General features: G+C 60.2%; 12 protein-coding genes. 8 read left to right on the top strand and 4 right to left on the bottom strand.

Annotated elements, in window-relative coordinates:
* Positions 1 to 179: 179 nt before the first annotated feature.
* Together IPM54_16555 and IPM54_16550 are read right to left on the bottom strand one after the other, a co-directional pair.
* Positions 180 to 494 (bottom strand): hypothetical protein, encoded by a 315-nt coding sequence (locus IPM54_16555; protein MBK9261402.1) that lies wholly within the window; start codon positions 492 to 494, stop codon positions 180 to 182.
* Between the two features lie 111 nt (positions 495 to 605).
* On the bottom strand, positions 606 to 2,756 hold the full coding sequence (locus tag IPM54_16550; GenBank protein MBK9261401.1) for a diguanylate cyclase: 2,151 nt from the start codon (positions 2,754 to 2,756) through the stop codon (positions 606 to 608).
* Between the two features lie 74 nt (positions 2,757 to 2,830).
* Here IPM54_16550 and IPM54_16545 point away from each other — a divergent pair, with 74 nt between their 5' ends.
* Positions 2,831 to 3,967: a HAMP domain-containing histidine kinase gene (locus IPM54_16545; protein ID MBK9261400.1), complete on the top strand. Its 1,137-nt coding sequence runs from the start codon at positions 2,831 to 2,833 to the stop codon at positions 3,965 to 3,967.
* Here the strand turns inward: IPM54_16545 and IPM54_16540 are convergent.
* Together IPM54_16540 and IPM54_16535 are read right to left on the bottom strand one after the other, a co-directional pair.
* Positions 3,936 to 4,730, bottom strand: a complete 795-nt coding sequence (locus tag IPM54_16540; GenBank protein ID MBK9261399.1) for a polysaccharide deacetylase family protein — start codon at positions 4,728 to 4,730, stop codon at positions 3,936 to 3,938. The genes IPM54_16545 and IPM54_16540 overlap by 32 nt on opposite strands.
* Before the next feature lie 3 nt (positions 4,731 to 4,733).
* Entirely contained in the window at positions 4,734 to 5,285 is a 552-nt protein-coding gene (locus IPM54_16535; protein ID MBK9261398.1) for a hypothetical protein, read from the bottom strand.
* A 51-nt stretch (positions 5,286 to 5,336) separates the two neighbouring features.
* Here IPM54_16535 and IPM54_16530 point away from each other — a divergent pair, with 51 nt between their 5' ends.
* The 7 genes from IPM54_16530 (at position 5,337) to IPM54_16500 (ending at position 13,349) form a co-directional block, all read left to right on the top strand.
* Complete coding sequence (locus IPM54_16530) at positions 5,337 to 6,803, top strand: MBOAT family protein (protein ID MBK9261397.1); 1,467 nt, start codon at positions 5,337 to 5,339, stop codon at positions 6,801 to 6,803.
* A gap of 3 nt (positions 6,804 to 6,806) precedes the next feature.
* Positions 6,807 to 7,100, top strand: a complete 294-nt coding sequence (locus tag IPM54_16525; GenBank protein MBK9261396.1) for a hypothetical protein — start codon at positions 6,807 to 6,809, stop codon at positions 7,098 to 7,100.
* A gap of 3 nt (positions 7,101 to 7,103) precedes the next feature.
* Positions 7,104 to 7,475: a hypothetical protein gene (locus tag IPM54_16520; protein ID MBK9261395.1), complete on the top strand. Its 372-nt coding sequence runs from the start codon at positions 7,104 to 7,106 to the stop codon at positions 7,473 to 7,475.
* Complete coding sequence (locus tag IPM54_16515) at positions 7,472 to 8,089, top strand: hypothetical protein (protein MBK9261394.1); 618 nt, start codon at positions 7,472 to 7,474, stop codon at positions 8,087 to 8,089. The genes IPM54_16520 and IPM54_16515 overlap by 4 nt, the downstream gene beginning before the upstream one ends.
* Positions 8,090 to 8,179: 90 nt before the next feature.
* On the top strand, positions 8,180 to 9,277 hold the full coding sequence (locus tag IPM54_16510; protein ID MBK9261393.1) for a tryptophan 2,3-dioxygenase: 1,098 nt from the start codon (positions 8,180 to 8,182) through the stop codon (positions 9,275 to 9,277).
* A gap of 70 nt (positions 9,278 to 9,347) precedes the next feature.
* Positions 9,348 to 11,303, top strand: a complete 1,956-nt coding sequence (locus IPM54_16505; GenBank protein ID MBK9261392.1) for a DUF393 domain-containing protein — start codon at positions 9,348 to 9,350, stop codon at positions 11,301 to 11,303.
* A gap of 153 nt (positions 11,304 to 11,456) precedes the next feature.
* Positions 11,457 to 13,349: an HTTM domain-containing protein gene (locus tag IPM54_16500; GenBank protein MBK9261391.1), complete on the top strand. Its 1,893-nt coding sequence runs from the start codon at positions 11,457 to 11,459 to the stop codon at positions 13,347 to 13,349.
* Positions 13,350 to 13,399: the final 50 nt, after the last annotated feature.

Here is a 13,399-nt window from a genome sequence, read left to right as displayed (position 1 = left end):
GCTTGGCCCCAATTAATTGAATTGGGTTCGGCCCCAATGGATTTGAGGGCGCAGGCCAATTTTTCTGCGCTTGCGGGGGGGACCCCGCTGTTTGAGCCCGCGAAGCGGGCGAGTTCGGGGTCCCGCGAGCGCAGAAAAATTGGCCTGCGACCGGGCTCCCCTTCAGTGAAACCGATTCCTCATTTCGGTTCGTCGTCGTCCGTCGCAATGCGAAAACCAGGGTCCTCCTTCGTCGGTCCCTTCGGTTTTTCCCCAGGCGCATATCGCGGCGGATCATCTCCCCACTTCTTGTCCTCGTCGTCTTTCTTTTCCTTGTCCTTGTTCGGACCAAAAAAGACTTCCGTCCCCAGTCGACTCACGACGTGATTGGCCGCGCGGTAAAGCTCACGCCCCGCAACATCGAGCTGCTTGCCCACTTCACTCTTGTCGATGCCCTTCCGAAGCCCCTCGGCCGCTTCCCCAGCCGCTCGAAATAGAAGCCCCAACCCCTGCACGAAATGCTGCTTCGCTCGCTCGGCTTCGTCCCTGTCGTCCTGATCGTCGCGCGTTCCCATGACATCGAGTGTATGCGCCTACGCCACCGTGCCCGCAAGCGTTACGCCGCTTCACGCCGCATGCTGCGCCTTCGAGCTCGGAGCGCGCTGCGTCGATGCGTACACCGTGACTCGATTTCGGCCCGAGCGCTTCGACACATAGAGCGCTTCATCCGCTGCCTTGAACAAATCTTCCCACGTGTCCCCAGCTTCGGGAAACGTCGCGACACCAATCGAACACGTCACGCGAATCGTCACCGGCTGACCATCGGCTCCCACCTTCGGCGCATGAAATGTCGTCTTGCCAAGCTCGACACGCACGCGCTCCGCAAGCAGCTCCGCACCTCGCGCATCCGTCTCTTCGCAAATGACCACGAATTCCTCGCCGCCAAATCGAGCGATCGCATCCGTCGATCGCCTTTGTCGACGCAGAATCTCGCCAAGACCCTTGATGACGACATCGCCTGCATCGTGCCCGTGTGTGTCGTTGACCTTCTTGAAGTGATCGATGTCGGTCACGAGCACGCTGAGCTTGCGACCAAACCGCTTGGCTGCCTTGATCTTCTGATCGGCAACCTCGAGCATCGCTCGCTTGTTGAGCAAGCCCGTGAGCCCATCGAGCGTCGCGAGCTCTTCGAGGCGCCGCATCATGCGAGCGTTGGCGAGCGACACCGCCACGTGACTCGAGAGCACTTCCAACATGCTGCGCGCTGCATCGCCGAACGCGCGTGGACGACGCGAACCGAGCACGAGCGTACCGAGCGGTCGATCGTGCACCAGCATCGGCAGCACGATGATCGAGGGCATGTTCGGCGGCGTGACGTTGCGTGTGAACACCACCTGACGCTTCTCGTCGTATTCCCCGCGCAGCGGAAGCGGATGCTTGTTCTCGAGCGCCATCGAGACGAGACCCGAGTTCGTCCGGAAAGACTCGCCCACCAAACCCGGCTCATCGCTACCACTCACGGCGCGAATCTCGTGCGTCTTGCGGGCTTCGTCGTAAAGCGTCACCGCAGCAAAGTCGACGCTCGTGATTTCGCGTGCACTGCGAAGACCCGCATCGACGACCTCCGATTCGCTGATCGCCGCATTCAGTTGCTCGACGGCTCGATACAACTTGCCCTGCTCGACCTTCGCTCGTTCGAGCTGCACGAAGACGCGTTCGTTCTGAATCGAACGCACTGCGTAACGACAAGCCTCTCTAGCAAGCTCTTCTTCACGCGCATCGAAAGGTTTGTCCGACTTGCGATCGATGACGAGCACGCCTCGAAGCGCGTCGTGTTCGAACACCGGCAGCGCGAGGACCGAGCGCACGGGGCATGGGCCCACGTAATACGGCAGCTTGTAGCTGGGCTTGAGCTTGCTGAGCGACACCGTCGACTGCTGCGTGATCGTCGCGCCGAAGATTCCATCGCCCGCGAGAAACGGGCCTTCGACGACGTTCGGATCGTCGGTCGAAAGCTCACTCACGCGCAGTTGCGTGCCCGCATCGTTTTGCCAAAGCAGCACGGCCGTGTGCAGGTCCATCGCTTGACGGAGCAGCCTGAGCGCAAACAGGACCGATTGATGAATTTCTTCCACGCCCGAACGAACGAGTCGTTCATCTTCGTTGGATCGCACAACGACACGCGCATTCGCCGGCGTGTGGAGACGATAACTCCGCGCATCGTCGCGCAGTTTGTCCACCTCGACCTTGACGCGTGCTTCGAGTGCTCGGCGTACGCGGCTGATTTCACCGCGCAACACGAGCGCATTCAGCGACGCGAAGATGGTCATGAACGCGCCGGCGTAGATGAAGCGCGTGACGCTGCCGTGGCGCATGCCCCAGTAACGTAGAGCTGCGTCGAGGCCGAGTGCGAAGAGCACACCGCCCACGGCCGCTGCGGGTCGCGCAAACGCGCTCACGAGCCCCACGCACACGTACACGAGCGGATACAGCGCACCGTCGAGCTTGCCGTCGCCACGCGTCACGATCGCGTAGACGAGCACGACGAAGAGCATGCCCACTTCGAGGTCGTGTCTGAACGTGCCGTCGATCGCCTGCGCTCGCCTCGATACGCGCGCCGCAACCATCGTGAAGAGCACCGCGCCGGCCATCGCTTCTGCCCACAGCGGCGTCGACGTCGCCGTCGAAAACACCACGAAAGCAGCGAGCGCGAGCGACACGATCGCGGTGAACGTCACGCGACCAAGTTGGAGCAGGGAGTGCGCGAGGGCGGCCATGCTTGCTGCATCGGGCCGTATCAGAAGGGCTCGCGCATGGCCCAGTTCTTGGACAATCGGGATAAGCTGCGCGCGTGCGCCCCGGCATCAGGCTCCAGCTCCTCATCGCCCTCGCCACGCTCCTCGTTCTGGCGTTCCTGCCTTTGTTCTTCGCCGTCGCAAGCCTCACGCGAGCCAGCATGGCGGGCGTCATTCCAAGCGCGCCGCTCATGCGACTGCTTGCGCTCTACATGGGCATCTTCGCGCTCGGCTTGCTCGTCTTCATGTACATCGCGATGACACGCCTCGTCGTCGATCCCATCGAAAAACTTTCGCGCGCAGCAGCCCGCGTTGCCGACGGTGCTCGGCGGCTCGAAGTGCCCCGCGGAGGCGCGCGTGAGCTGTCGGCCCTGGGCACGAGTTTGTCGCAGATGACCGAACGGCTGCGGGCCGACGAAGAAAAACTCCGCGCGAAAATCGATGAAGCCACGCGCTATGCGAAGGAGCTCGAGCAGGCCCAAGCTCGCCTCGTACGCTCCGAACGTCTCGCTTCCGTGGGACGATTGGCAGCGGGACTCGCGCACGAGATTGGCAATCCGATCGCCGCCATTTTGGGCCTGGAAGACATCTTGCTCGCCGGCGGCCTCGACGAAGCCGAACAGAAGGATTTTCTCGGGCGCATGAAGCGCGAGACCGAGCGTATCCATCGCATCTTGCGCGACTTGCTCGACTTCGCTCGTCCCGCAACAGCGTCGAACGAAGCGGGGACCGTGGATACGCCCGGATCGATCGAGCAAGCGATCGATACGGCGCGCGCATTGCTTGGACCTCAAAAGGCCATGCGCGACGTCGAGATTCGACTCGATGTGGAGCGTGACCTGCCGCTCGTGACGCTGTCCGAAGAACACCTCGTGCAAGTGCTCCTGAACTTGCTGCTCAACGCGGCAGATGCCGTGCCGTCTGCTGCGGGTCGCATCGACATTCGTGCGTCGCGTTCGTCCAAGGGCGTACGCGTGGAGATCGAAGACAACGGACCAGGCGTCGCACCTGAAATTCGTGATCGCCTGTTCGAGCCGTTCACGACGACGAAGGAAATCGGCAAGGGAACAGGGCTCGGGCTCGCGGTTTGTCGCGGGCTGCTCGAAGGTGCGGGTGGCACCATCGCCCTCGAAGAAGGCTCGGTCGGAGCACGGTTCGTGTTTACGCTTCCGATTGCTCCATCAGCGACGTGACGGTCACGCCAACCAGGTTTTTCCGGTCCATCGCGTCGAGGATCTTGGGCAAAGCTTCGATGCTTGCAGGCGTGCGATCATCGTGTTCTGCAGCGTCGTGAAGCAGCACGATGGCACCGTCTTCGAGCTTCGGGACCACGCGTCCCGCAACGCGATCCGGATCTGCCGATGCGACTCCGTCGAGTGCGCGGACGGACCAGCCAACGACGATCAAGTCGAGCTCTTCCACGACTTTTGCAATGCGCGGGTTGGTGTGCCCGATGGGTGGCCGAAAGAGCGCCGGGCGCGAGCCGGTAATCGTTTCGATGCAAACGAGTGATCGTTCGATGTCGCGACGTACGGCGGCTTTGGAGAGCATCGAAAAGGCTCGGCTATGCGCGTATCCGTGCGAGCCGACGACATGCCCGCGCTTCACGATGTCACGCACGATGTCCGGGTGTGCCTCGGCCTTGTAGCCAATGACGAAGAACGTTGCTTTGACGCCAGCGCGATCGAGCATGTCGAGCACTTGGGGCGTGTGGATGGGGCAAGGTCCGTCGTCGAACGTGAGGGCGACACCGCGGGCGTCATCCGTTCCGTGACAAACCGCATCGACGAACATTTGGAGTCGCAGGAAAAACACGCCCAAGAGAAGCAGCGTGACGTACGCCGCGAGCACGGAGATCGTGACCCACGTGGGTACGGGAGCGATCAGGAGCGAACGAGCGACGAGCGCGAGGGCGCCGATGGTTGCCGTGTAAAACAGGATCCGCGCAACCGGCACGGGCTACTTTTTCGCCTTTTTGTCGCTTGCCGACTGACTCTCTTCGTCCTCGAGCCCGAGCTCTTCTTGATCACTCGACGCCGCGATGCGTTTCTTGGCATCGGCTTTTCGTGAAACGTTCTCCACGACTTCCGCACGCTTTTCGTCGGCTTCCGGCGTGTTGTCAGCGTCGTAGAAGCCACCGAGGAGGGCCGCGACGATGGCCAGCGACGTCACGGAAAACGACTTGATGGGAATGTCTGTGGCGGCAGCACCGAGCGCGGTGGCGAGATCGTTCGGCACCGTCCCCGGCATCCATTTTTGCAGGATTGCCATGAGGCCAGCGCCGAGCAGCGCACCCACGGCCGCTTTCATCCCGGCTTCGATTTTCGCGTCTTTCGCCCAGATCGGTTTGCCAGCAACCAAGCCGATCACGATCCCCGTCACGGCAGCAAAGACAAACGCGAGAACGGACCAGGGCGTGAATACGCCGAGTCCCAGCTTCAAAAGGCCAAAACCAATGAGCCCGCCGACGACGAGCCCTTTGAAGATCCCGACGATCAGGCGTGCAAACATCGTTCTGATTCTTGGCACGACCGCCCGCGCCGTTCAACATGCGGCCCTCGCGTGAACTTCATCAGCATCGAGTACGCGGTTTTTTTCGCGGTCGCGTTTGTCGGGTCATGGTCGCTGGCGACGCTGCGCCCTTCGTTCGGCACCGCAAGCGGACGACTGCTCGCGTCGTGGCCGCGCATCATCTTCCTCCTGGCGATGAGTTACGGCTTTTATGCCGCGTGGAACTGGCGCTATCTGCCGCTCATCTTCGGCTCGTCAACGGTCGATTACTTTCTCGCTCGTACGATCGCCAAACAAGAAGATCCTTCACGACGCAAACTTCTGCTCGCGATCACCGTCGTTCTGAACCTCGGTTTTCTGGGGTTTTTCAAGTACTGGAACTTTGCGATCGAGAATGTAGAGGTCGTCTCTTCGTGGCTGACGGGCGCCCCTGTCACGACGAGCGACACGCTACGCGTGCTGCTTCCGCCCGTCGGCATCTCGTTCTTCACGTTCGAGTCGATGAGTTACGTGATCGACGTGTACCGGCGCGACATGCCGCCGCATCGCAGCTACTTCCGGTACCTGCTCTTCGTGGCGTTCTTCCCGCATTTGGTTGCAGGTCCAATCGTTCGCCCGCGTGATTTGCTCCCGCAGCTCGAAGCAGTCCCGGTGCTCACGCGTGAGGACGGTGGCGAGGGGCTCTTCCTCATTGCGATCGGGCTCTTGAAGAAGGTCGTGTTCGCGGATCAACTCGCCGTTCACCTCGTCGATCGCGTTTTCGAGCGTCCGGAGAACTTTTCCGCGCTGGAAGTGCTTGCAGGCGTCTACGCGTACGCCGTTCAAATCTACTGCGACTTCTCGGGCTACACGGACATCGCGATCGGTTCGGCGCTGCTTCTCGGCGTGCGTTTCCCCCCGAACTTCAACGCGCCGTACATCGCGACAAACCTCGCGGACTTCTGGCGCCGCTGGCACATTTCGCTTTCGACGTGGCTCCGCGACTACCTGTACATCCCCCTCGGAGGCAACCGCGGTTCGAGCTTGCTCACGTACCGCAACTTGATGCTCACGATGCTCCTCGGAGGCCTCTGGCACGGCGCTTCGTGGACGTTCGTGTTCTGGGGCTTCTTGCATGGCGCAGGCCTCGCCGTGACGCGCGCGGTCGAGCGGCGAGGTGACGGCAAGCAGGCGAAGAAGCGTCTTTTGCCAGCGCCGATCGGCGTGCTCTTCACGTTCCACTACGTGTGCCTGGCGTGGGTATTCTTTCGAGCACCAACGTTCGAGCACGCGCTGCGCGTCCTGCGGCAAATCACGACCGGAACGACGTTCCATCCCAACTTGCCGCCTATCATCGCGATCCTACTCGCGTTTGCCTTGGCCACGCACTTCACGCCCAAGTCCGTCTACGATGCAGCTCGCGCTCGCTTCTCGATGATGCCTGCGCCGGCGCAGGGTCTGCTTCTCTTCGTCGTCGCGGTCGTTTTGCACGAAGCAGCCGGGGTGAATGCCGTGCCGTTCGTGTATTTTCAGTTCTGAGCCATGCGCGACAAACTCTTCTTTGCGCTGTTTTCTCTCTTCGCGGTCGGTTGCTTGGTACGCAACGCTGCCGAGCCGCTGGTGCGCGTGCATGCCGCCAAAGACCTCGATTGCCCACAGGACGACATTCGCGTCGCGGAAGAGTGGGGCGGGAAGTACAAAGCCGTCGGATGTGGCAGGAAGGCGTATTATCGAACAGCGTGTGACGCTCTCCAGTGCGTCGTGCATGGTGAGGGTGAGCCGTTCGTTCCGTGGCGAGATCGGCCCCAAGATCAACTCGACCGAACGGTCAGGTGAAGGATGAGCGAAGCGAGCGAACAAGCGGGTGAACAAGCGTCGCCGAAGAAAACGAAGGACGCCGCTGCTCTGCGCAAGAAGCGCAAGAAGAAGGCGAAGCCGCGCGAAGGCGTGCCCGTTTTTGCGCAGCGATATCCGCGTGACGAGACGCTCGATGCACTGCTCGAAACGTTCGAGCGAGGTGACTACCTGAGCGTCCGTGAAGGCGCGCAGAAGCTCATTTCGACCACCACCAAACCCGCGGTTCGACAAGCAGCGGAAGACTTGCTTCGGCGCCTCGAACCCGATCCGCTCGCGCGATACTTGCTTGCAATCGCGTCGCTCCTGCTCGTGTTCTTTTCCATTTGGTACTTCACGCATCGGCTTGGGCCGTGAAGGTTGCGTGGGTTTGTCCGGTCCTCTTCGCCGTCGCAGCCTGCGGGCAAGCGACGACGCCATCGCCTGCAAATCGGCCGAGCGACGGCATGGTGGGTGTTTCGTCCGGCTTGCCGATCGAGCGCTATTTTCCGATCGTTCATGATCATCGCTGGGTCTACGACACCACGAACGATGATGGCCGGCGCGACACGCTCATCGTGCGAGCTCGACGCATCAGTGCCGCGGAGGGTGAGCTCGTCGTGCCCCGAGGAGCGCGGCACTTTTCGTACATGCGCGAGGGCGTGGCTTTCGTCGATCGAGGGGCCGCGTTCGTGCTGAAGACGCCGCTCGCCGTTGGAACGACTTGGCGTGGCGAGCATGGTGGGATTTCCCGTATCGAAACGGTAGGCGCAGCGATCACGGTGGCTGCAGGCCGATTCGAGAATTGTGTCGTGACGATCGAAGAGCGTGGGGGTGATGTGCGAGCGACCTACACGACGACGTTTTGTCCGGATGTAGGCATCGTCGTTCTCGATGTGGATGCGGGAATGCAGCACGAGCGAGCGGAGCTTCGGAGTTACGGTCCGCCCGTGTTCATCGGTCCACCTGGCGCGACGATGATCGAGCCGTGATCGCCGCACAAACGTTACGGAACGACGCACTTTGATACGTGCGCTCGTGCTTCCGTTTTTGCGAGTCGGCAGTAGACTGCGCGCCTAGGCATGCGCAACTACTGGGACTACATCAAGACGGAGCAGCTCTTGTCTTTGCAGGGCGGCTTCGAAAACGACGAGAGCGCTCTACCGAACGACGAGGTCGTGTTCATTGTCGTTCATCAGGTTTACGAGCTTTGGTTCAAGCTCGTCCTCCGAGAGCTCGAGACGGCGCGAAACGTGTTCCGTCAAAATCCGGTGCCGGACATCGAGCTTGCGAATGCAGCTCGGTCACTCCGTCGCGTGGTTTCTCTGTTCGAACAAGCGATTCCGCACTTTCGCGTGATGGAGACGCTGACGACACGGGATTATCTCGGTTTTCGCGATCGTCTGATTCCGGCGAGCGGATTTCAATCGGCGCAACTTCGGGAGATCGAGGTTTTTTTAGGACTCGAAGACAACATGCGTTTGCCCATGGGTCGCGAGGGTAGTTTTCTCAAGGCGCTGGAATCTTCCGATGGTTCGCCGTCTCCATCGCTCGCTCGCGTGAAGAAGCGAATGGAGAGTGGTCCCAGTTTGAAAACTCTGCTTTACGAGTGGCTCAGTCGAACACCCATCAATGGGGAGGCGACGCAAGAGTCCGCGGATCGGTTTGCGAAAGCTTTCATTAAAGCGCACGAAGCGGAAATCAAAAACCGCATCGAGCTTGCAAAGCAAAATGCGCTGACGTCCGAAGACATTGCGAGGCTCGAAGAACGTTATCGCGCGGAAATCAAGTTTGCCGAACGATTTTTGCTGGCCGAGGACGAGCCCGAGCTCGATGACGAATCTCGGGCACTTCGGCGACGCGTACGTGCAGCCATCGTATTTTTGGAGAGTTATCGCGAATTGCCGCGGCTCACCTGGCCACGTGAAGTCGTCGATTTGGTGCTTGCGGTCGAACAACAGATGTTGATTTGGCGCCAGCGTCATGCACGCATGGTCGAACGCGTGATTGGCCGAAGGACCGGGACGGGTGGTTCGGCGGGCGTCGATTATCTCGATAAAACGGCACTGCAATACCGCATTTTTGGCGATTTCTGGGCGGTGCGTACCATTTTGCTGCGCAAACCCAGCGTGCCGCTCATCGAGAACGAAGAAGCGTACGGGTTCAAGGTCGAGGATTGAAGTGGGTAAGCGCATTTTGGAGAGTTTCGTTCGAATCGATGCTCGTTCGCTTGGTCTGTTCCGTATCGCCATGGCCTTGGTGCTGATTGGCGATTTGTTTCGTCGCTGGACCTGGCTCAAGGTTTTTTATTCGAACGACGGCGTTCTTCCGAACCACAACCACATCTTCAATCTGCGCGACAAAACCCAAGTATGGAGCGTGCTCCATGCGTTTACGACGCCCGGGGAAAACCATTTCGCGTTCGCCCTGTTCCTGCTCGTCTACATTGGTTTTCTCGTAGGGTACAAAACGCGTGTCTTTCACGCCTTGTCGCTCGCGTGTCTCGTGAGCCTCGGGTCGCGCAACATATTGCTCGAAAACCCGGGCAATTACGCCGCCGCGGCGCTCGTCTTCTTCACGCTGTTTTTGCCGCTCGGGAGTCGTTACTCCATCGACGAATGCCTCGCAACGATTGGCATGCGCGACGAGAAGACCGCGGCGGAATTGAATGATCGAAGCGCGCCGAGCGATGCGGAAATCAACGCTGCGCGATCGCCCGGTTGGTCTCCAATGTCGCTCGCGGCATTGGCGGTCACGCTTCAGATTGCCCTCATTCTGATTTCGTCGGCGCTTTGGCATCGCTCGGATGCGTGGAAAGCGGGGCATGCGCTGCATCAGGCGCTTTTCGTCGAGCGCTGGGCGAGCGATCTGGGCACGGCCATGCGAACGGCTCCTGCGGGTCTTTTGCGTGCGCTGTCGTTTTTCCTGGTCGCCGTCGAATGGGCCGTGCCGGTTCTCATTTTCATCCCCGTGGCGCGGCGAGTGACGCGCGGACTCGCGACGGGGTTGCTCGTCGTCTATGCACTGGTGCTGGGCCTCTTCTTTTCTTTTGGGCTTTATGCGTGGACGCTGCTCGCAGCGGCGACGCTTCTCGTACCGAGGGAAAGCTGGGAGCTTTTCGAGAATCGGTTTTCGCCGGCGCGTTTGCGCACGGTCATTTACGACGTGGATTGCGGCATTTGCATGTGGACGGCGCGCCTCTGCAAACGCCTCGATAAGCGGGGCTTGCTCGTATTTCAGGGCAACGACGACCTCGAAGGCCTATCGCGTCGCAAAGCGGATGGCTCGATCGATCGTGCAGACTTGCCCGCGGCGGTGACGGCGGACCTCGTGCAGACGAGCGTCGTCGTGGTCGACGCCCATGGCAAGGTGTTCACGAAGAGCGCGGCGATTGCGGAGATCGTGCGCGTAATGCCTTTTTCTTCGCCCGTGGCATTTTTGATGCGTCTTCCGGGCATCGCGCAGATCTTGGACGTTTTTTACAATGCGTTCGCGGCTCGTCGCACGCGCGTGAGCGAGCTTTGCGGACTGAATGCATGTGGCATTCCGCTGCCGGCCGACTCCGCCGAATCCGAGGAAGAGCCGGCATCGACCGAGGTTCCTTCGGCCGTGCGTGCAATGCGGTTTATTACGGGTTTCGTCAGGGAAGCGGGCGTCGTGATTCTTTTCGTCGCCGCGCTTGCGCAAATGACGAAGGAAAACCCATTGCCGTTCAAAGTGCCGCAAGGTCCGCGTCTTTTGGCGATCGTCACGTGGCCGCGTATGATCGGGCGGTGGAACGTGCTGGATGTGCCGTCGGAGGACGGCGTATTCGTGATCGATGGTCAGACACGCAAGGGAGCGAGCGTCGATCCGCTCACGGGTGTCGAACCAGCGGTGGATCCAGCGTCACTCAATGCACGAAAACTCGGTCAGCTTTGGAACGATTATTTGGGACGCGTGCGCACGCGCGAATACGAGCCCTATCAGAAGGCATTTCGCGATTACTTGATGAAAGGTGGCCCGGCGCTCGAGGGCAAACCGGCGGATGAGCAGCTCGCGGGTTTCGAGGCGTATTGGCTGCGGTATTCGATTGCGGCGCCTGGGAATGTTCCAATGCGAGCGTTGATCGGGCGAGACAAGATTTTCATGCATTCACGTGGCGGACGATTGGGGATTGATCGGCTGCCGATCATCAAGCCCGACGCGACGCGCCGGCCGGAGTGAGGCAACGTGGAGAGCCAAGAGCAGGCTGTGGCGAGCGGCGGTGATATCGCCGCGGAGGCGGAGCAGAATCAACCGGCTGCGGCACCGACTGCGAAAAAGCCTGCGCGATTTGCGGCATTACGCGCGGCGTATGCGTGGGTTCGCGACCATTACATGACGATGGATCCGCGCACGCTCGGTTTTTTCCGGCTCGTGCACGGGTTTCTTTTGACCGGAGATTGTTTGCGGCATTGGAACGAAGCGCGCATTTATTATTCGAATTCAGGTGTATTGACGAATCATTTTCACTTGTTTCGCCCGAGCGGCCATTTCAATTTCAGCCTTTTTCATGCATTTTCGACCATTGGCGAGGTGCATGTCGCGTTTGCGATCATGTTCTTGTGCCATGTTTGTTATTGGCTGGGCTGGCATACGCGGCTTTTTGCGATGCTTTCGTTCATTTTCGTCACGAGCCTCGACAATCGCTTGGTGCTCGTGGAAAACGGTGGCTACGTCGTCGTCAATCTGCTCACGGGCTGGGCGATGTTCATGCCGACGGGGCAGCGTTTTTCCGTCGATGCGCTTTTGCGATCATTTCGTGAAAGACGCGAACGAAATGCGGCCGACTTGAATGCGACGCAGTCGAGTTTTTCTTGGCAAACATCGCCGTACGTGTCCCTCATCGGGCTCGTGGCCATTTTGAACATTGCAGTCATTTATTATTTCAATGTCATCAACAAGTCGGGGATCATTTGGCGCAATGGAGACACGGTGCATTACGTGCTCCACCTCGACCGGATGGTGACGGGTTTGGCGGTGTGGTTCCGCGAGAACTTGCCTCTGTCGCTGATGCGGCTGCTCACGTGGAGTGTGCTCGTCGTCGAAGCGTTCATCATGATGCTGATCCTTTCGCCCCAGGGTCGGCGCATCACGCGGCCGCTCGCGATGCTTCTCATGGCGGGCCTGCACGGATCGTTTGGCGTGATGATGCGCCTCGGACCGTTCTCGTGGTTCATGATTTGCTGGAGCTTTTTGTTCCCGCAGCCCGTGCACTGGGAGATCCTCAATCGTTGGTATACCAAACGATCGCGCACGTGGATCGTCGTCTACGATCGGCGCTCGGCGCTCGCATTTTTCCTGTGTCGCCTCTTCGCGAGGCTCGACAACTGCGAACGTTTGCAGTTCGAGGAGAGTGCCGAAGGCGATGACGCTCCGCCGCTTTTGCGCGTGCGTGACGTGCAGACGGGAGAAGACTTCGCCGATCGATCGGCGCTCGTGGAGATTGTGCGTGCGCTGCCGGCGGGCCGGTTTTTTTGGCCGATTTTTCGAGTCGTCTCGCTGGGTCTTGCAGGGGTTCTGTTCGACCAACTCGTGCGCCGACGTGATGCCGTTGAGCGCGCGTTTGGACTTTCGTCACGAGCGCGTGGGCAGGTATCGGCGAGCGAGCCGTCGCCGCTTGGTGCGGGTGCGATGCGAGTGCGAGCGGGGCTGCGCGAGCTCGTCGTGGCGTGGTTTTTCTTGTGCGCGGTGAGTCAAACGATCAACGAGAACAAGGCTGTTCCGAAGATTCTCAAGCACACGCAACCTTTTCCCATGCAGGCCACGATTTGGTATCCGCGGATGAGTCAAGGCTGGGGCATGTTTGCGCCGAACCCCATCAGTGACGATGGTTCGGTGTCGATCGATGCGATCACGATCGATGGTCGTCACATCGACCCGTTCACGGGTGAAGCTCCAGACCTCGACTTGACCGACGCGCGCGGGCTTGGGCTTGGGCAGATTCGGCAGGACTATTGGAACCGCATCCGAATGGATGGGAACAAGGGGCTTCGTCAAGGGCTGAAGGAGTACTTGCTTCGCTGGCACAAAGAGACGGGGCGTGCCGAGGACGAACTCGTTGCGTTCGACGTGTACTGGCTGCGCGACCAATGTCCACTTCCAGGACAAACTCGACCCTACAAGCACGAGAAGATCGCTATCTTGACGTACCGCAAGCCTGGGTACCGGCCTCCGCCCGGACAACCTGCGCTGCCTCGCGAGCCCAAGGTGGAGAGTGCGGGGAAATGAGGTTTGGGGACCGCTTGGGTCCCACGCGTCATGCTGGATGCTTTGGGTGT

It is taken from the genome of Polyangiaceae bacterium (assembly GCA_016715885.1).
Classification (GTDB): Bacteria; Myxococcota_A; Polyangia; order Polyangiales; family Polyangiaceae; genus Polyangium.
The sequence above is the reverse complement of the archived record's forward strand: the minus strand, read 5'-3'. Positions and strand labels throughout refer to the sequence as shown.